Raw genomic sequence first — 18,261 nt, 5'->3', positions numbered from 1 at the left:
AGCCGCCTCCCAATCGGAGACGGCACGCGCTTCCGTTCGAAACCGGTCCGGCGGTCCGATCCCACACTGTGTCGGAACGGGACGATCCGACTCGATGCCCGAACGCTAGTCGGGAGATGCGAGCACGCACTCGGTGGAAGAACCGGTTGACGGACGCCGACACCCAACCCGAGATGCGTTCAGAGGAAGCCGACAATCGCGACGAACGCACCGAGAGCGACAAGTACACCGCCGACCATCCGTCGCATGCGGACCTCCGAGCGCACCCGATTCCGTTGCTGTTCGAGATCACCGGCCGCGATCACCAGCGGCGCTTCGTCGGTTCCGCGGAGGACGTATCCGTCTGCCGTCTCGATCAGTTCGCCGCGAACCAGCAGTTCGTCGCCGTCCCGGACGACGGTGGCCTGATACTTGTCGGGCATGGTGGTCTTGGCGCCGACGCCGATCGTGACCTCCACGTCGCTCAGGACGCCGTCCTCGCTGGCCAACCCCGTCCGCTCGAGGAACCGATTGATCGGACCGAGTTCGCCGAGATAGACGTCTTCCGCCGGCTCACCGAGATAGCACTGCGAGGAGTCGAAGGGGTCGCTCGCGCCGTCTTCCAGCTCGGCTTCCAGCGTCTCGGTGTCTACGCGGACGCGGTCCCAGCTGTGGTCGATGGCGAATTCGCCGACCGCCAGCACTCCGTCGACGGTTCGCCATCGGCTTCCACCCTGCCCGCCCGTTCCCTCCTTTTGGCGTACCCGCCACGCCCAGAGGGCGGGTGAGGCGCTCTCGTTCATATCGAGGGGATTCCGGTCCGGCGCCGCCGGTTCGTGGACGTGCACCGGGCCGCTAACTGTCGTTTCGCGTCCGGGCTCGATTCGGTCAGTATCCGCTGCCTCGAGTCCCTCGATCGTCGTATATCGCTCGTGGACCTCGCTCGCTCGTGATAGAACGGCCCCACCGAAAAGAACGAAGATCCCCGCCACAACGAGTGCGATCAACTGGACCATGGGCGAGAAGCTATCATCGAAGTATAATAAATACACGAAAGAAATCGATCGGGACGGAGAGCCGGAAACGCGACTGCACGGACGTCAGTGGCTGTCGATCAAGCTCGTCTGGTCGGTGACTCGAGTTTCGCCCGGTCGGACCGACGGCAGACACTGTGTGGCAATATTTGGGTCGGATTCGGACGACCGTCGCTGTGCGGTCACACAGGGTCCAGATTCGAGCGGCCGGCGGTCGACGGCTATTCGATGTCGATCTGTCGGGAGTCTTCTTCGCTCGAAACCTTCGGCAGCCGAACCGTCAACACGCCGTTCTCGAATCCGGCGGCCACCGCCTCTTCGTTGACTGATTCGGGCAGGCGGATCCGCCGACTCGCCGACGTCTTCGTCCGTTCGCGACGAAGGTATCGCCGTTCGGCGTGCGTTTCTTCGTCCGTCCGGTTCGCCTCGAGGCGCAGCGTCCCCTCCGAGAGCGTCAGATCGATATCGTCAGTTTCGTAGCCGGGCAGGTCGGCCGTGACGACGTACTCCTCGTTCGTGTCGGCGACGTCGACCGGGACCGATCCCGGGACCTGCAGGCCGCCGGCTGTCATTCCCTCCTCGACTTGGCGACTGAGGCGGTCGAGCAGCTCCTCGATATCGTCGAACGGGTTTCGTCGCATGTCGACACGTAGGGCCTCGACCGGGATAAATTCTGCCCGACGTAATGCGACAGAAGACCGGGCGCTATTCGGGGAGGGTTACGAGTCCGTCCTCGAGCGCATCGAGCAGGACGTCGCGGGCGTGGCCGTCCGGGTTTACACCCTCGTAGACGGCCTCGACGTCACCGCCAGCGAGCAGAAACGTCGTCCGTGCGGTCTTGCCGTCTCGGAGTTCGACGCCGAAGGCCTCTGCGAGCTGGGCATCGGAATCCGCGAGCAGGTCGAACTCGAGGCCTTCGGCGTCACAGAACGATCGATGAGACTCGACGTCGTCCGTCGAGACGCCGTAGACGTCGACGCCCGCCTCTCGATAGGTCTCGCGTTCGCGTTGAAACTGGTTCGCCTCGACCGTACAGCCCGGGGTCTCGTCTCTCGGATAGAAGTAGAGGACCGTCGGCTCCTCGAACGTGAGGGTGACCGCGTCGCCGTCCTGATTGCGCGCGGTCACGGTCGGGGCATCGTCACCTACAGCGAGTGGCATACCCATGATACCGTGGGACACGAAAAATCGTTTGTGGTACGCCATCGATAGGACGTCCGACCCGTCGTGGCCCAGAAACAGCTCGGGCAATAGCGGGACGGAACGGACAGCGGAACGTCTTCGATCGGGGCACGTCTCACGCGTGGTCCATTCCCTCGCCCGCCCCCTCCAGACCAACTCGATCGCGGCGGAGGCGAACCGATCCGATCGCGGTCAATTCTAGCCCCGTCAGTCGTCTTAAGCCGTTCCCCTCTCCTTCTCTTTCGGATGGGAGATCCAATCCTTCATACAGGCGCGTCTCACCCCACTCTCCTGTGTATACTTGTCCCGGCGTTCCTCATGTTCGTCACGGGACTCGGCCTGGCCGCGTACGCCGATCGAATCCGGGCGTGGTTCGATATCGCCACCGCTCCGACTTCCGACTGATCGTCTCCGGCGCCGGCTTCGCCTCCGTTTTCGCCTCGAGTCGTCGCGTTCGCTACTCGACGACGTGTTCGGTATCGTACGATCCCAGCCGCCGAACCCAGCCGTTTTCCGCGATGTTCTCGAGATCTTCGACCGCCTCGTTCGTTCGCGATTCGTAGAGACCGGCCTCGAAATCGACGTGGAACACGTAATCACCCAGCCGCCTGCCGCTCGGCCGCGATTCGACGCGGGTCAGGTTGATGTCGCGATCCGCGAAGGGCTCGAGTAACTCGAGGAGGAGTCCGGGATAGTTCGCGTTCGGATACACGACCAGCGAGGTCTTCCCGCCTCCCTTGGAGCGCTCTTCGGCCGGTGCGATCGCGAAGAAGCGCGTCGCGTTCGAGTCCTGATCCTGGATGTCTTCGGCCAGGAGTTCGAGGCCGTCGCCGCCGAGGGCCGGATGGCCGATCCCTGCGACAGAGGGGTCTTCGCGGGCAAATTCGACACCTTTGGCCGTGCTCGCGACGGCTTCGAGGGTCGCCTCGGGGTACTCGCGCTCGAGGTACGTTCGACACTGCGCCAGCGCCTGAGAATGGCTGGCGACCGTGTCGAACTCCGGCCCCTGGGCGAACAGCGCGTGTCTGATCGGTGTGACGATTTCGCGGACGACGGCGACATCGTAGTCGGCGAGCGCGTCGAGACTCTCCGTGACGCTGCCTTCGATGCTGTTTTCGATCGGGATGACACCGCGATCGTACTCGCCGCTGGCGACGGCGTCGACGATCGCCGTGACCGACTGCCGGAAGTCGATCTCGTCGTCCTCGACGATCGCACTCGTCGCTCTGTGAGAATAGGTGCCTTTGGGGCCGAGCGTGACTGCAGCCATTGCCCGTTGATAGTGGGTTACGGGTCAAAAGACCGTCGGGTTTCGCGGACCGTACTCGACCCTCGTTGGTTCGGGGTCACGCTCCGAGGCGTTTGGCCTGCTCCGCCTGTATAATTTCCCGTCGAATCGGCGACCGCGACTTCGAGGCCGACGAATCGGCCTCGTCGACTACTTATCGGCACGCACTTTCGACCTCGGGCAATCCAACGACGCCGCTCGTCGTCGAATCCGTCCCGGAGAAAGCGACTGATCAATCGAATTATTCGTCCAAATGTTCGATTCCTTTCTTCGAGACGTTCGCTTCCGTAATTTCGTCGGGCATCCAGCTCGGCTTGTCACTCGGCGCGGTCTCCTCCCAGGCCCAGCCGTCGTAGATGTGTACCTTGTCCGTCCCCTTCTCTCGCAATTTGAGTTCGACGCGTTCCGCGGACTCCTCGCTCGAGCCGGGCTCGAGCCGTCGGGCCGCCTTGAGCGCCGCCTGTCGGGGTGTGTTGCCCGAGAAGACGCTCGATTCATCGCCGCCCGATTCGCGTAGTGCAAAGTTTCGTTTGCCGTCTTCGCGTACCATGATTTTCGCCTCCGTGTCAATTCAACTCACGGTCCGTTATAAAGATATCCCCGAAAACCGATGGACTGCGCCGGTATCTTTAAGTTGGTAGCGAACGCTACCATTTCACACTATCTTGTTCGAGGACGGACGTAGTCCCCTGATTGGTATCAACCCGCCTGTGTAACAAGGACTAGCACTAGCGCTTGGGCGTCGAAAACACTTAAGTATATCCTACGGCGAAGTTCGGTATAGAATCCCGCGATGGTACGGAAAAAGAAGCTGAGTCCAAGCGGTGCGAAAGACGAAAACGGCAACTACCACAACGTGCACCTCAACCTCCACGAGGATGAACTCGCAGTCGCGGGCATGGACATCGGCGACGAGGTCTTCGTCCGAGTTCGGGACGGCAAAATCATCATCCAAAAAGCCGACGAAGAAGACGTCGAACACGAATTCTAACGACGAACTCCTGAGCAATCGTCCGAAAGACGCGAAGCGTCGATCGCGACGACGAGACGGCTTCTCGGCCTCGAAGCCCGGTCTGCCGCGCTGGCGGCCGTTGCGTGCGGTACGGCGCTCCCCGGCACAACCTCGACCGGGACCACTCTTCCGTCCGTGACGCAGCGCGTCCCGTCACGCCTCTCGCGTAAAGCCCCCTGCTTCGGCCGTCGATCGAACGACGTCGCCGACGCACCGATCGTCGGCAGTCACCGGCCGTCTGGCCGGCGACAATCCAGCCGTCGACTCCAGATGTCGGAAGGCGTCTGACGGGACGAACGAGCACAGCGGTGATCCCGGCGACGAGCCGGCTATCTCTCGAGGGGCTCGAGGGAGGCGAAACCCGAACGCCGAACGCTGTCGGGATCCACGCGCTCCATCAGCGCCAGCTCCGACTCGTCGGAGGGTGGCGTTCGCCCGGAGTCGCCTAGTGCAGCGCCTCAAGGTCGAACTCGAACGCCGATACCGGCACCTCGAGGTCGTGTTCGACGAGTACCGTCGGGTGGACTTCGCCGATAACGCCGACTTCCTCGCCGTCGAGGACGACGGCGGCTGTTCGACCCGAAATGAAGGTCGGATGGTCCGTCGGCGGCGTCTCGAGTTCGACGCCGAAGCTGCGGGCCAGCGCTTGCAGTCGAGCCTTGGCGTCCTCGTAGCCTGCGTCGTGGCTCGCGAGGACGGCACCGACGCGGCGCCCCTCCGAGACGCCGGTGTTCTCGGCCTCGTCTCTCTCGGCGGTGAAGCCGATTTCGGCCAGGTTTTGCGGATAGGCCCGGTGCGTGTTCCGCTCGAGGACCATCAGAAGCGAGGGCAGAACCCACGTCCGAAGCATCGTGAAGTCCTCGCTGTAGGGCTCTTTGATCGTCGCGGGCTCGCCGGCCCCGTAGACGTCCTCTCCCGGCTGAATCTCGAGACGGTCGTAATTTTCCGCCTCGCTGATCATGTGGAAGTTCAGCAGGTCTTCGAAGCCCAACCCGACCAGTTGGGTGCGGGCGGCGTTCTCGAGGCGGGAGCGCTCGTGGCGGCCGCCGACAGTCCCGACGTCGGGATAGCGCGGCTCGAGGTCGTTGAAGCCGTATGCCCGACCGAGGTCGTCGATGACGTCCAGCGGGTGGAGAACGTCGACGCGATAGGGCGGGATCGTCACGATGTAGACGAGTTCTCCGTCCTCGTTTTCCGCCTTCTCCGCTTCGAGGCCCGAACGCTCGGCGAGATCGATCACCTCGTCGGGATCGAGTCCGATTCCGAGGATAGTTTCGATGCGGTCGTGGGCGACCCGTTTCGTCTTCGTCGAGAGATCGGGCCGAACGATCTCGTGATCGGGATACTCGATCGTGACCCCCTCGATCGTGGCTCCGCGTGCCGCGAGCGCGTAGCAGACGATCGTGAGCATTTTGTCGATCGTCCATTGATCGGTGCCGGTCATCTCGACGAAGAGATCGCGCGAATCCGTCGACACCTCGGTTCGTCGACCGTTGATCACCGGCGGGAACGAGAACAGGCCGAGATCATCGTAGATCGCCGGATACCGCTCGTAGTCGCTGACGAGATCCGCGTACGTCTGTCCAGTCTGGTGACGTTCGAGTACTGCTGCCGGGGTCATCTCCTCGTCCGCGTCGAGTGGGACGAACCGGTCTCCGTCGGGTTCGACGCCAACGTATTCGATAGTCGGATTCCCCTCCGTCGCCGGACTGTTTCGCGGCTCACTGCCGCTCGTCTCCTCCGATGCGCGTAGCGCATCGCGGCCCTTCAGCATCGTCAGATCGTGAATCCCGATCGCGCCCTTCGCCCGCTTTCGCCCCATCGTCGCGTGAAGCTTCTCCTGGAGTTGGATGAGCGAATCCAGTCCGTCCTCGTCGAGGTCGACGTCGCGGATCACCGCGCCCGTGACGTACGGCCGTTCGTCGGGCACCGACTCGTCGACTTCGATCGTCCACTCCGGTTTGTTCGGGGAGGGTACGTGAATTCCCCGCGAGTCGCCGTACTGGTACCGCATCGACCTGGCCACCCCCTCGACGGAGAGCCGATCGAGCCTGTCTGGCGCGAACTCGAGTTCGAACGCGCCCGCTTCGGTGCGGCCCTCGAACTCGAGGCCGAGACCGAACAGATCCTCCTTCAGTTCTTCGTCGCCCTTCTCGTCGTGGCCGGTCAGTTCGCGTAGTTCGTCGGGGTCGATGTCGACCGTGGGCATCAGTAGGTCACCTCCGTCTCGCGTAGCAGTTGCAGGTCACACAGCGTCCCGTGGATGTCACGGATGTCCTCGAAGCCGTACATCAGCATGAGCAACCGCTCGAGGGCGAGTCCCCAGGCCATCACGTCGCACTCGACGCCGAGGGGTTCGAGCATCTCCTCGCGGAAGATCCCCGAATTTCCGATCTCGACGAGCTCGCCGGTCGTCGGATGGGTCCCGAACAGCTCGAAGCTCGGCTCGGTATAGGGGTTGTAGTGCGGTTTGAACTCGATGTCCGTGATACCGAACTGGGAGTAGAACTCCTCGAAGGTGCCCATCAGGTCCCGAACCGAAAGATCGTCGGCCATCACCCACCCCTCGATCTGGAAGAACTCGAGTAAGTGGGTCGGGTCGAGCGTGTCGTTTCGGTACACCTTCTCGACGCTGAAGTACCGCTGTGGCGGTTCCAGTCGTCCGATTTCCTCGCCCGATAGGTAGCGCGTCGACAATGATGTGGTGTGACCGCGGAGCGCGAGTGCGCGCGCGAAGTCCTCGTCCCACGGTGAATGATATCCCTCGCCGTCCTCGCCGACGCCTTCCCGGTGGGCACGCTCGACCCGCTCGACGAGGTCCTTGGGGAGTTCCTCAATATGGGTGGGCTGCTCCAGCGCGAACCGGTCCCAGTGGGTCCGCGCAGGGTGGTCCTGGGGCATGAACAGGCAGTCGTTAATCCAGAAGTCGGCGTCGACGTGGGGGCCTTCCATCTCCTGAAACCCCATGCCGACGAGGACGTCCTTGACGCGTTCGGCCGTCTGGCGCAGGATGTGGACCCTGCCGCCCTCGAACCGCTCGGCGTCGGCCTCGACGTTGTACTCGGCGAATTCGACGTCTTCCCACTCGCCGCTCGTCAGCAGTTCCGGGGTGACCTGTCCGACCGTCTCGGCCGCTTCGACCCCCGCCATCAGTTCGGTGACGGCGAGTTCGGTCAGAGTCACCTCGCGGACCGTCGATTCGCGGCGCTCGAGCAGGCCGCGGCGTTCGAGTTGCTCGATGGTCTCGGTACCGATGTCGACGCTGTCGATCGGCGCGTCGTCCGCGTCGGCAAGTTCCTCGAGCGCGGTCGCCTCGGTGTCCGTTTCGGGATTCACGTCGGGGTCTGCGGTGATCTCGCCGCTGTCGATGCTACCGTATCCTTTGCGTGCGTAGTTCGAGAGCGCGATGTCGACCGCACCGCCCTCGAGGGCCGACGCGCCGATGACCCGTCCCATCGAGACGGGGTCGGCGTCGGCATCGGCCTCGAGGGCGGCCTCGTAGAGTCGAATCTCTGGGAGACCATCCTCGACGTAGTCTCGCCCCTCGTCGGTCAGTGCGACCGTTTCGTCGACGCGTTCGCTGACGGCGACCAGCCCCTCGTCCTCGAGTTCGAAGACTGCCCCGGTGACGGTTTCAGGGGGGAGTTCTGTCGCCGCGGCGAGGGCGTCGACGGACGTTGCCTCGTCCGCACTCGCGGTCTCCAGGACCGCGACCTGTTGTGCTGGAAGTTGCATTCGCTTGTTCGTATGGCTGCGTGTCGGTCAGTTAGCGGTTCCGATACTGCCCGGGGCCACCCCCGACAGGGACGTCGAACGGTCGGTTTCGCCGCGAACGCCCGGTGTGAGCGCGTGCGGTTCCACCGGCCCGGAATTCACCGGGCAAAAAAGAAGCCGAATCCCGTCTGCGGTCGCCGTTGCTGATCGCCGACACCGGCACGCTCACGCCGTTTGCGTCCCGACTCTCGTTTCGAGGAACTCGAAAAGACGTGGACGCAGTGGGATTCGAGTGCCATACGGGGCAGAAATCGGGGACGATGCAAAAATCTTGTGGGTCAGTCCCACGGCAGTCGGTCGTCGATCGACTCCGGCCCGGAACTGGCGCCCTCGCCTCTCTCGAGCGACCGATGCGTTGACGCGCGCCATCGTTACTCTATGCTGACATATATAGTCGCCGATGAACCGATCATGGGCTCTCGTTCGATCAGTTGCTCGTCGGTTCATCGGTTCGTTTATCCTCGCCCTCGTCGTGATCAGCGTGGTCGCCGTCGCAGCTACGGTTGCGTACTTCGTCGTGTTCTCGACCGTCGGCGCCCTCCTCTCGACGTCCGGGACCACCGGTTGACGCTCGCGTTCACGACGACCGAGAGGAGCGGGCCGTCATCTTGGTTCGCCCCGGCAGCACAAGCCGTCTAGCTGTTCGAGCCCCACGTCGGCTCGAGCGAACTGGCATCGACCCACTCGAAACCGGATCGATCCACTGTCGATTTCGCGTCGCGGACCGCCGCGGGATCGGACTCGTCGGCGAACTCGATGCGGGTCTCCTCGAGTTCGGCGGCCGGTAGCGTCGGGAAAAACGTGTCGTCCGCGAGCAGTCCTCGCGAGGTGACGGTTCCGCCAGCGTCGAGTGCCACCCCGAGCGCGCGATAAGAGTCTCCGTCTGACTGGCACCCGACGTCGGTTCCAAACGCGTCGTTCGCGACGCGTACGGTCTGGCTGGGTCCCGAGAGCGGGCCGAAGTCGCCAGCGGTGGGCGTTCGGTCCGCCGTCGTCGGTTCGGTGGCCGACGCGTTCCGCGCCCCGTCTGTGGCGCCCGACACGGCCCCTCTCGGCCCCTTCGTCGGCCCACCGCGTTGCTCGCACTCGGCTTCCTCGACCAGCGATTCGACGCTCTCGGTCCCGTCGATCGTCCTCCAGCCGCCTGCCTCGAGTGCCCACGACGGCCACGGTGGATTCCGGGTATCGGCGTCAGCCCCCGCCGCCATCTCGGAGTGAGCGAAATCCGGCTCCGTTCGCTCCGCCGGGACGTACGCCTCGACTTCGTCTTCGGGTAACAGCGGCCGATCGACCGCGTCGATCCGCCGGCCGTACCGACGGCGGAGGCGCTCGAGTTCGCTGATTTCGATCAGCGCGGCCCGCCAGCGGTCGCTGCCCGACGAGAGGAGGACGAATAGCGCGTCGGTCCCTGCGAGAACCGTCTCGGATATTTTCTGGAGCACTGCGGGCAGGTTGTTGGCCCCGAGCGGCGTCTCGGGGTACGTCACCGACACCTCGCGGCGACGACCGCGAGGATCGGTCGCGAGGACGTCGCAATTCGTCCGGGTCGCCGTGATCGTAAGCGACCATCCGATCGACTCGAACACGGCCTCGAGTTCGCGCTCGAGTTCGGCCTGCGAGTACCGAGCCGCACACGAGATACCCCGGTCGCTTTGGGCTATCAGCCGCCGGAGTACGGTCCTTCGCTCGATTCCATCGACGAGAGTGTCGGCCAGTACCGCCTCGAGGGTCTCCTCGCCGGTCGATTCCCGTTCGATGTCCGTCACCGTGACGCCGAACGCATCGAGGACGTCGACACAGACCAGCAGGTCGTCCGAATCACGTGAATTCAGGGCCATCGATATCCCCGGCTTCCACAACCGGGCCTATATATCTTCGTCAGACGCCAAAACGGCAACTCTACCCGCATCCAAAATGTCCGCTCGGGTCGCTCGACTACCTGTCGACCGCCGCGAGCGCCGCATCCACGTTCTCGCACGCGGTTCGTCCCGGTGGTGGCCGTGTAATGGGCCCATCCCGTTCGCGGTGGTCACCGACGCCGCGGCGACTCGAGTTCGATGTCGGCCGCCTCAAGCAGGTCCACGACCTGTTCGCGTTTCTCCTGGTGTTCTTTCAGGAATTCCCGCATGAGTTGGGCGGCCTGCTCCTTGCAGTCGCCACAGAGGCGCTCGCCGCCGACGCACTCGTCGTAGACGCGCTTTGCGAACTCGTCGTCGTCGCCGGCCAGCAGATAGGCGTAGAGTTCGTAAACGGGGCACTCGTCGGCCCGACCTCCCTTCTCGCGTTGCTCTTCGGCGGTCTCGCGGCCGCCGGTCGTAGCCGCTTTTACCTTGTCGTAACCCGCTTCGGGATCGTCCAGCAACGAAATGTGACTGGCCGGGACCGAGGAGGACATCTTGCCGCCGGTGAGGCCGGTCATGAATCGGTGGTAGATCGAGGACGGCGGCTGGAAGCCGTAGCCGCCGGTGTCGACTTCGACTGCGCGAGCGAGGTCCTCGGCGTCCGTGCGGTCGGTCTCGAAGGCATCGATGTGATTCTCGTAGACCCGCTTTTCGCCCTCGATGGCGCCGATCAGCGCCTCGAACGCCTCGTCCGTCGCGCGGCGATCGAAAAATCGGGTTCGCGGGCGCAGCGGCTCCATCCCCGCGTTCTTCAGTTTCGCCACCGCTCGGGTCTCCGCAGGCGCGTCGGCCGCGGCGGCGACCGTTTCTTCGGGCCGATCGCGGTCGTCGAACGAAACCGCCTCCGGCCCATCTTCGATGAGCTCCACGGCGTCGAGACACCGGATCTCGTCGTTCTCCCCGGCCATTTCCTCGAGTTTCCGGTACGCGTCTGCGACTACGACTCGCTCGTCGTCCTCGAGTTCGAAACTCGCGTACGCTTCCGTCACCCCGAAAAAGCGCATCCGTTCGGCGAGGTCGCGGGCCAACCGGACGTGGGGGTCCTGATCCGGCCCAACGGGGATCACGGTCGGCTTTGGTTCCTCGAGTTGCGGGTACAGGATGTCGGCTACCTGGGTGACGACCGATTGCATGTGCGAGACGTCGGTCTCGCCGTCGAAGCCGTAGATGGCCTGCAGCTCCGAGAAGTTCGCCTCCGCGCCGAGTTCGAACGCCAGGTCCTGCAACTCGCGATTGGTCGACTGGCGGTAGAGCGTCCCCTCCTCGACATCGAAGCCGAGCGCGAGCAACGAGAGCAGGTAGTCCCGTGCGTGTTCGTCGATGTCCTCCCAGCTCATTCCGCGAGCCGAGTTAGCCTCGAGGTCGGCGATCAGCGCGTAGGCGTCGGCTCCCTGCTGCTGGTGCCAGATAATTTCGTCGAAGACCAGCTTGTGGCCGATGTGAGGGTCGCCGGTCGGCATGAACCCCGAGAGGACGGCCGCGGGTTCGCCGTCGCGCAGCGCCCGCGCGACCGGCCGATAGTCTCGATGCCCGAAGATGACGCCACGGCGCATCAGATAATGTGGATTCGGGACCTCCGCTACGACCTCGTCGAACTCCTCGATGCCGAATTCCTCGAACAGCTTCCGGTAGTCGGAGACGCTCGAGGAGCCCCAGGGGTCCAGCGCCACGTCGTCAGCTCCGGCCGCTCCGCCATCCGTGAGCGGTTCCCCTGTCGTCGGTTCCCCCGACTCGGACTCCTCGAGTGGGTCGTCTCCAGTCATTAGTGTGCGGATTGGCGCTGCAGCGCGCAAAAGCCTTCGGCTTCGCCGTCGACGAAATCGTCGTCGATCGAGACGTCTCTCCGGTCGTCAATACTGAAGTGGGTTCGCGCCGACGGTCGATCATCGATGCGCATTCAGGTATTCGGGCACGAGCGGGAAATCGACGACTCGCCGATCGACGCTGATCGGGCAACGATCCGTGAGCAGGTACGCGAATACGAAGCCGACGAGCGCCAGGAGTTCGACGTGGACGTCGCCTATCCCGACGATTTCACGGGCCGCGTAATGCGGGCGATGGCGGAGATTCCGGCCGGCGACACTCGAACCTACGGGGAGATCGCGTCGGAACTCGAGACCTCGCCGATCGCGGTCGGACAGGCCTGCGGCCGCAATCCGATTCCGGTGATCGTTCCCTGTCATCGGGTCGTCGGCGTGGACTCGCTCGTCGGATACGCGGGCGGACTGGATCTCAAACAGCGATTGCTCGAACACGAAGGGGCAGCGATCCCGGGCGAGCGGTAGGGTCACGCTCCGCAGTCCAGGCCACGGCGCGGTAAACAGACTACACCATCGCGGACACGTCGCCCGATACCGAACGACCGCTGGCCCGTCGACTGTTCACGCTCGTCGAATCCTCCTCCGTGCGGACGGCACCGGTCCCTACGGCGTGAGCCGCTCGAGCGACCACCACTCGATACCGTCGGTTTCGTCCGGCTCGCTCTCGCCGTGGTCGCTGGATCTGTCGTCGACGAGCGCGAATACCATCGTCTTCCGGACGCCGTGAGCGAGTCGGACGTCGAGCGCCAGATCGCGCGGCTCGAATACGTACGCCGCGGGATGGACCTGAATCAGCAATTCGGAGTGGCCCAGGTCGTCGACGGACGTCACGTCGGCGTACGTGCGGAAATCAGCGCCGAACTTGTACCCCGTCTTCGGGACGAGTCCGCGCTCTCGCAGGACCGTGTACACGGCCAGCCGCCGATCGAACCGTTCGCCCTCGACCTCGCGGCCCCGTTCGCGGACCGTTTCGGGATCGAGGGAAAGCGCGCCTCGTTCGGCGAGATAGGTCGCTTCGACCAGCGAACACTGCAGCGTCGGTCGCTCGTACTCTCTCCCCTCGAGCGGCTGGCCATAGAACCGTTTCTCGTAGAGTTCGAGCGGTGGATCCCAGACCACGACCCGATCGGCCAGCAGGTCGGCCTCGCAGTTCGACGGCAGCGCGGCGTCGGGCACCGACGTACCCGACGGATCGCGGCGGCCGACCTCGAAGTACGTAATCTCGCTCTCTTCGTCGACGACGGTCAGCACGCCCTCCCGGAGTTCGCTCGCAGGGATATCGGTTCGTTCGCCGATGATCCGCAACGCGTAGGCGATTTCGCCGTCTCCCGGCCCTTTCCCGCGTGGGAACACGGCGAAATCAGCCCCGCCCCCCGGCGGGGTCGGGATCCACGGCTCTGCGGCCGGTGAGAGATAAAACCCCCGCGACCGCAGATCCGCGTAGACGAGGAACCGAACCCCGAAGTCTCGACCTGGTTCGCGGGCCATGAACTCTCGGAATCCGAGGCGCTCGCCACAGTCGGCGTCGACGATGGCCTCGAGATCCCCCCGATACAACAGATGGGCCGCCTCGACGGGAGCGAGCGCGATTTCGTTCCCGTCGAGCGGGTAGCCATAGCCTCGCGAGTCGTGATACCGCTGGCGCGCGTCGCCGCCGACGCGGACGACGCCGTCATCTAATCGCCCCTCGAGTGCCATATCTGGTGTTTGCCGGCCGGGACTAAGTGACTGCGGATCGATTCTCGGTACCGAATATCTCGAGTAACGGCGGAACGACCGCGACAGCAGCCACGCTGAAAGCCCCTTTCATTCCCACCCTGGAACGGCGGCTGATCGGAGGCTATCGCACGGCGGCTGCAGCGGGCCATTCATACGGTCTGCTGTACCGACGTACCGGCGCACCTACAGGACGGTCGCAGTTGCTCCGGAACTGACGTACAGCAGTCCATATCAGTCGTCCGCCGCTGAATCGGCCTCGAGTACCTCATCCAGCGCTCGATCGCAGGTCGTGTCAAGACACCGGCTGCCGTGTGCGGTTTCGAACGTCGGTAGGCCACAGCCACACTCACCGTCGACGACGCCGGCGGGAACGGCGAAGCCAGTGTCACAGTCGGGATAGTGTTCGCAGCCAGCGATGAGGCCGCCCCGCCTGAGGATCCTGAGGTCGCCGTCACACTCCGATTCGGGGCAGCCCCACTGGCGGTCGAAGGCCCGGTTGACCGCCGCGTCGAGCGACTCGCAGGCCCGGTCGAGACAGACGTCGAACGCGAGCCCCCGTTCGACGCGCATTCGAGGGAGGCCGCAGTCACAATCGCACTGCTCGTCTCGAATGGTCGCGTCCGCCGGCACGCCGTAGCGGTCGCCGCAGCGGACGCAGTTGACGCCGCTCGAGCGCACGAGCGTGCCGTCACAGTCGGGACACACCCCCACGGGCGTCCCGGCGACCGAGGTCGGATAGTGTGCGAAGCCGTCCTGTTCGTGAGCGGCGATCCGCAACGTCTGGGTGTCTTTCTTCGCCACGAACGTGAAGTCGCCCCGTCGATCGCTCGAGACGCTGTCGGCGCGGGTGATCCAGGCGACCGGCTGGTAGCCGTCGATGTCGTGGACCAGCACGGTGTTGTCCGGTTTGACGATCGTGGTTACTCGACCGCGGTACTCTTCCCGGTCTGCATCTTCGGCGATGACGGTGCAGTCACCCGCGAGGACGCGGATCGCGTCGTCGATCATAGGACCGTTGGCCCCGGTTTCGTACTTAAACTCGAGGATGTAACTGTGAAACCCCGTCCGCTTCCCTCCCAGACCCGGGGGTCGAACTGTCCTCTATGCGGTTTTCGTACTTCTCGAGAGCTTCTGCGAGCGCATCGGGAGCGTCGATTTCGAGCGCCTCGCAGACTGCAAGCAGCGCGAACAGAGCGTCCCCGAGTTCGTCGGACGTTAGTTCGAGGTCGGCCGGCGAGGACCCGTACTCTGTCGACGTGTTCGCCTCCTTCGCGAGTTCTCCGACCTCCGATACGAGATCGAGGAGCCTGAACGCCGGCGGCGTCTCGAGGTCGTACGATTCGATGAACGCTCTTCAGAAGCAGATTGTTGGTCGGTAACGCTGTCGCTGAGAAATCGTAGCGGGCAAGGGTGACGCGTTCACGTCACCCGATATGTTCCCATTTGAAGTGCTGAACTCGGAGGCGAACGCCGCGAACCTGCTCCAGCAGGTTCGCTGGCGCGAGGGCCTCTACTGCCCGCGCTGCCGGTCTGAATCAGTGATCAAACACGGCAGCTACAGAGAGTATCAGCGGTATCTCTGTAAGGATTGCGACCGCACGTTCAACGACAAGACTGGCACGATCTTCGCGCACGCGAAGATCGGCCTCGACAACCTCTTGTTCGCGTTCTACTCGTTCCTTCGGTTCAACACGAGTATCCGCCAGTTAGAGGCTGAACTCGACGTTTCCTACCGAACGCTTCACCGGCGCGTCGAGCAGTTCGCCAGAACGCTCGACGCGCCATCTCTCACTCTCACTGGCCCAGTTGAGATTGACGAGTTCTACGTCTCTGCTGGGCTGAAAGGCCGCGAGCGCGAGCAACCGTCGCGCTCGCGTGGTCTCTCGAAGCGTGGACGAGGAACGTACACCGAGGACAAATCGCCAGTATTCACGCTCGTTGATCGTGGGAGCGATCAGCGATATGTTGTCCCGGCGAAATCCGCTGATGAATCGACTGTGCGACTCCTCCTCGCTGACCACGAGGAGGAGTCGCTCACCGTCTATACGGATGGATTTCGTGCCTATGAGCCACTAGAAACTGATGAGAACTTCCAGCGAGAAGCAGTGATTCACGGAGATGGCGAGTACGTTGATGGTGACGCACACGTGAACACCTGCGAGAGCCACTCGTCGCTGGCGCGACGGTGGCTCTCGCCACATCGAGGCGTCTCAAAGGACAAACTGACCACGTATCTCAGATCGTTCCAGCTCCGACGACAAATCCTCCGCAAACCAGGTCGAGAAGCTCTCAACCACATCGTTCGAGCAGTTCTTTGAGTCACCAACAATGTGCTTCACAAGAGCGTTCGATGAATTCCGCGACTTCCCGTTGCTCGTCCATGTACGGTGCCCGTTCAGCGTGAACAAAAAATCGAACGTATCTGGTCGCCTCTCGGTCCTCCGTCAGGCGGTCGCGCTGAAATCGACCTTCGGCCTGTTGGGGTGTTCGAGCGTCACGAGGTTGTAGACGGGCGAGCGCTTGTAGTACTCGCGAACGGCCGCCTTTTCGGCGTCGGTGAGATCGCCCGTCACCTCGACGTCGATCTCGAGTTCACCGTACACCTCGTGGGCGCTGTCGACGTCGTGGATGCCAAAGAGCATCCGAAGGTCGATCGGAGCGCGAACCGTCGTCGTCACGTCGTCGATCTCGATGTCTTCCCGGATCGCGTTGAAGACGACTGTTCCATTGATACACGCCGTGAGGCCGGCCAGCGCGCCCTCGACCGCTTCGTAGCGGTCGGTCGGGTCGAGATATCCCATCGCATCTTCGAGCTCCGGCGGCAGGCCGAACTCGAGGGTGTGTTCTCGATCCGCACCCATCTCTTCGCCTCCGAGGGCCCACTCGCCGATCGTCGCAGTGGTCCGGTTCGCCACCTCTTCGGTGACCCCCGAGGCGCGGAATTCGAGCATGGCCTCGTCCGGATTGGCTTCGACCCAGTCGATGAACTCGAGGTGTTCTCCCGCGTCTACGCCGTGTTCCATTTCCCCTTTCCGTTCCGCTGCAGGTTGCCGTTGCTCGTCTGGTGTCATCGTCCTCCCTCGATTGGTAGTAGGTTCGCGGTCGTCTTAATCACATATTACGATTCTATCGGATCGTCTGGAAGAACGTCCAGTGATCCGGACCTGTCTGGCCTCTGTTTCACAGTTCTGTGTCGAATCGAACAGGATCGTCTTTCTCCGACGGGTCGAACCCGGACGATTTCTCCGAGGTGACGTTTCTGTCAGTCGATGCAAATGTACGTCCGCGTCGTCCCGACGCCATCGAGCGGACGGATCGACGATGTGACGGACGCGAGTACGTCGTGGGATGTCTCGCCTTCCAGTTCGATCATCACATCGAAGTCACCCGCGATGACGTGCGCATCGACGACGCCCTCGACGTCTGCCAGCGCCTCGCAGACCTCGTCGGACATTCCGGTCGCGACGTCGACCGTCGTATACGCGTACACCATTTTGCGACACTTCGTTCCCGAGCGGCAAAAAACGGACGTGTGACCGGCGATGTCGTCGATCCCGTCGTCGAGTTCTTCGAATCAGTTACACGACGTTGGTTCCCCCGAGCGGCTCACGTCCCGTCAGTCCGCGGTCGCACCCGGGCAGCATCTCGTCTATGCGGACTCGGGATCGTCTTCCGACCCCGAATTTGACTCTCCGCCATCGTCGGTCGGTTCCGCCGTTTCACCGGACGGTTCCGCAGCCGTTTCGTTTGCACCGTTGTGATCTCGTCCGTCGCTTCCGACCGGGGTACCGAACTCAGGATCCGTTCCGATCGACCAGCCGATTCCGTCGCCGGCGACCGACCGAGCGATTGCCGCAGTTTCCGGTCCGCCGAGGTCGCCGGCACGGTCTCGAAGCGTCCGTATCGACTCGACGTCGATACCGTGGTCGGCGAGCACCGCCTCGGGTAATCCATCCGCGGTCCGCTCGACCGCTGCAGCCTGCCGCTCGACCGTCCGCAACTCGGCGACGGTTTTCGCGACTTCCACGCGATAGCGTCCCGCTTTGAGTTCGCCGGCTGCTCGAGACTCGTTCAACGTCTCGAGTCTAGCCTCGAGTTCGGCGAGACGCGTTTTGGTCTCCTCGAACTGGTTCGCGGTGATTGCTGCTTTCGCACCGTTCGTTTCGGCGTTCGCGATCCTGACACCGTAGGCTCGATTTGAGACGTCGCCCTCGATCTCTACGTTCTGAACGCCGACCGCGGCTGCGAAATGCTCGCCCGGCTTGATCGACTCGTTCCCTGTGTCGGAGTCGGCCTCCTCCTGTGCTCCGCTACTCGAGACAATACTCGCCGCAGCGAGTGGGACCGCGACCGCCGCGACGATGAGCACCGCCGTCAGCGTGATCGTCGTAATTCGATTCATTGGTGTGGTCTCGTATTCGCTCGGTGATATACGCTCGAGACGATGACGTGGGTCCAACGACGATTAACGCCATTCAACACCATTTTCGACTCGGTGCAGTCCGTCGATTTCGACCGGAATACCCTGATCGACCGACTCGATCCGCAGTAC

21 protein-coding genes are annotated in these 18,261 nt (G+C 63.5%); 4 read left to right on the top strand and 17 right to left on the bottom strand.

Features of this window, described 5'->3' with window-relative positions:
• Positions 1-179: 179 nt before the first annotated feature.
• The 5 genes from NJU76_RS06600 to NJU76_RS06580 form a co-directional block, all read right to left on the bottom strand.
• Positions 180-995, bottom strand: coding sequence for a hypothetical protein (locus NJU76_RS06600; protein WP_254531988.1), 816 nt, complete (start codon positions 993-995; stop codon positions 180-182).
• Positions 996-1,234: 239 nt separating this feature from the next.
• Positions 1,235-1,654 carry an Hsp20/alpha crystallin family protein gene (locus NJU76_RS06595; protein WP_254531987.1) on the bottom strand — a complete coding sequence of 140 codons (420 nt, stop codon included), beginning with the start codon at positions 1,652-1,654 and terminating at the stop codon, positions 1,235-1,237.
• Between the two features lie 64 nt (positions 1,655-1,718).
• The gene (locus NJU76_RS06590) at positions 1,719-2,174 is read right to left on the bottom strand and encodes a peroxiredoxin (protein ID WP_254531986.1); all 456 of its coding nucleotides are present in this window, start codon (positions 2,172-2,174) and stop codon (positions 1,719-1,721) included.
• A gap of 478 nt (positions 2,175-2,652) precedes the next feature.
• Positions 2,653-3,465 (bottom strand): prephenate dehydratase, encoded by an 813-nt coding sequence (gene pheA / locus NJU76_RS06585; protein ID WP_254531985.1) that lies wholly within the window; start codon positions 3,463-3,465, stop codon positions 2,653-2,655.
• A 259-nt stretch (positions 3,466-3,724) separates the two neighbouring features.
• Positions 3,725-4,033 (bottom strand): non-histone chromosomal MC1 family protein, encoded by a 309-nt coding sequence (locus tag NJU76_RS06580; RefSeq protein WP_254531984.1) that lies wholly within the window; start codon positions 4,031-4,033, stop codon positions 3,725-3,727.
• A gap of 243 nt (positions 4,034-4,276) precedes the next feature.
• On the opposite strand from NJU76_RS06580, the gene NJU76_RS06575 reads away from it, so the two are divergent.
• Entirely contained in the window at positions 4,277-4,474 is a 198-nt protein-coding gene (locus NJU76_RS06575; RefSeq protein ID WP_254521527.1) for a hypothetical protein, read from the top strand.
• A gap of 466 nt (positions 4,475-4,940) precedes the next feature.
• On the opposite strand, the gene pheT is transcribed toward NJU76_RS06575, so the two are convergent.
• From pheT to NJU76_RS06560, 3 genes are all read right to left on the bottom strand, one after another.
• Entirely contained in the window at positions 4,941-6,704 is a 1,764-nt protein-coding gene (gene pheT, locus NJU76_RS06570; protein WP_254531983.1) for a phenylalanine--tRNA ligase subunit beta, read from the bottom strand.
• Complete coding sequence (gene pheS / locus NJU76_RS06565; RefSeq protein WP_254531982.1) at positions 6,704-8,230, bottom strand: phenylalanine--tRNA ligase subunit alpha; 1,527 nt, start codon at positions 8,228-8,230, stop codon at positions 6,704-6,706. Before pheS ends, pheT begins: the two co-directional genes overlap by 1 nt.
• Before the next feature lie 137 nt (positions 8,231-8,367).
• The gene (locus NJU76_RS06560) at positions 8,368-8,508 is read right to left on the bottom strand and encodes a hypothetical protein (RefSeq protein WP_254531981.1); all 141 of its coding nucleotides are present in this window, start codon (positions 8,506-8,508) and stop codon (positions 8,368-8,370) included.
• Positions 8,509-8,669: 161 nt separating this feature from the next.
• On the opposite strand from NJU76_RS06560, the gene NJU76_RS06555 reads away from it, so the two are divergent.
• Positions 8,670-8,837 (top strand): hypothetical protein, encoded by a 168-nt coding sequence (locus NJU76_RS06555; protein ID WP_254531980.1) that lies wholly within the window; start codon positions 8,670-8,672, stop codon positions 8,835-8,837.
• 67 nt (positions 8,838-8,904) lie between these two features.
• Here the strand turns inward: NJU76_RS06555 and NJU76_RS06550 are convergent, their stop codons facing one another.
• From NJU76_RS06550 to NJU76_RS26525, 3 genes are all read right to left on the bottom strand, one after another.
• On the bottom strand, positions 8,905-10,107 hold the full coding sequence (locus NJU76_RS06550; protein ID WP_254531979.1) for a hypothetical protein: 1,203 nt from the start codon (positions 10,105-10,107) through the stop codon (positions 8,905-8,907).
• Between the two features lie 191 nt (positions 10,108-10,298).
• On the bottom strand, positions 10,299-11,933 hold the full coding sequence (locus NJU76_RS06545) for a tryptophan--tRNA ligase (protein ID WP_254531978.1): 1,635 nt from the start codon (positions 11,931-11,933) through the stop codon (positions 10,299-10,301).
• On the bottom strand, positions 11,933-12,067 hold the full coding sequence (locus NJU76_RS26525) for a hypothetical protein (protein WP_256566407.1): 135 nt from the start codon (positions 12,065-12,067) through the stop codon (positions 11,933-11,935). The genes NJU76_RS06545 and NJU76_RS26525 overlap by 1 nt, the downstream gene beginning before the upstream one ends.
• Here NJU76_RS26525 and NJU76_RS06540 point away from each other — a divergent pair.
• A complete protein-coding gene (locus tag NJU76_RS06540) occupies positions 12,060-12,455 on the top strand; it encodes a methylated-DNA--[protein]-cysteine S-methyltransferase (RefSeq protein ID WP_254531977.1) in 396 nt (131 codons plus the stop codon). The genes NJU76_RS26525 and NJU76_RS06540 overlap by 8 nt on opposite strands.
• 138 nt (positions 12,456-12,593) lie before the next feature.
• On the opposite strand, the gene endA is transcribed toward NJU76_RS06540, so the two are convergent.
• From endA to NJU76_RS06525, 3 genes are all read right to left on the bottom strand, one after another.
• Positions 12,594-13,688, bottom strand: coding sequence for a tRNA-intron lyase (gene endA, locus NJU76_RS06535; RefSeq protein WP_254531976.1), 1,095 nt, complete (start codon positions 13,686-13,688; stop codon positions 12,594-12,596).
• A gap of 252 nt (positions 13,689-13,940) precedes the next feature.
• Positions 13,941-14,717 carry a DUF91 domain-containing protein gene (locus NJU76_RS06530; RefSeq protein ID WP_254531975.1) on the bottom strand — a complete coding sequence of 259 codons (777 nt, stop codon included), beginning with the start codon at positions 14,715-14,717 and terminating at the stop codon, positions 13,941-13,943.
• Between the two features lie 25 nt (positions 14,718-14,742).
• Entirely contained in the window at positions 14,743-15,054 is a 312-nt protein-coding gene (locus NJU76_RS06525) for a MazG-like family protein (RefSeq protein ID WP_254532418.1), read from the bottom strand.
• 88 nt (positions 15,055-15,142) lie between these two features.
• Between NJU76_RS06525 and NJU76_RS06520 the strand changes: the two genes are divergently transcribed.
• The gene (locus NJU76_RS06520; RefSeq protein WP_254531974.1) at positions 15,143-16,027 is read left to right on the top strand and encodes an IS1595 family transposase; all 885 of its coding nucleotides are present in this window, start codon (positions 15,143-15,145) and stop codon (positions 16,025-16,027) included.
• A 126-nt stretch (positions 16,028-16,153) separates the two neighbouring features.
• Here the strand turns inward: NJU76_RS06520 and NJU76_RS06515 are convergent, their stop codons facing one another.
• The 3 genes from NJU76_RS06515 to NJU76_RS06505 form a co-directional block, all read right to left on the bottom strand.
• Entirely contained in the window at positions 16,154-16,780 is a 627-nt protein-coding gene (locus tag NJU76_RS06515) for an OsmC family protein (RefSeq protein ID WP_254531972.1), read from the bottom strand.
• Between the two features lie 191 nt (positions 16,781-16,971).
• Complete coding sequence (locus tag NJU76_RS06510) at positions 16,972-17,202, bottom strand: Lrp/AsnC family transcriptional regulator (RefSeq protein ID WP_254531971.1); 231 nt, start codon at positions 17,200-17,202, stop codon at positions 16,972-16,974.
• A 156-nt stretch (positions 17,203-17,358) separates the two neighbouring features.
• Positions 17,359-18,111, bottom strand: a complete 753-nt coding sequence (locus NJU76_RS06505) for a hypothetical protein (RefSeq protein WP_254531970.1) — start codon at positions 18,109-18,111, stop codon at positions 17,359-17,361.
• Positions 18,112-18,261 lie beyond the last annotated feature (150 nt).

The organism is Natrinema gelatinilyticum, assembly GCF_024266705.1.
Classification (GTDB): Archaea; Halobacteriota; Halobacteria; order Halobacteriales; family Natrialbaceae; genus Natrinema; species Natrinema gelatinilyticum.
The sequence above is the reverse complement of the archived record's forward strand: the minus strand, read 5'-3'. Positions and strand labels throughout refer to the sequence as shown.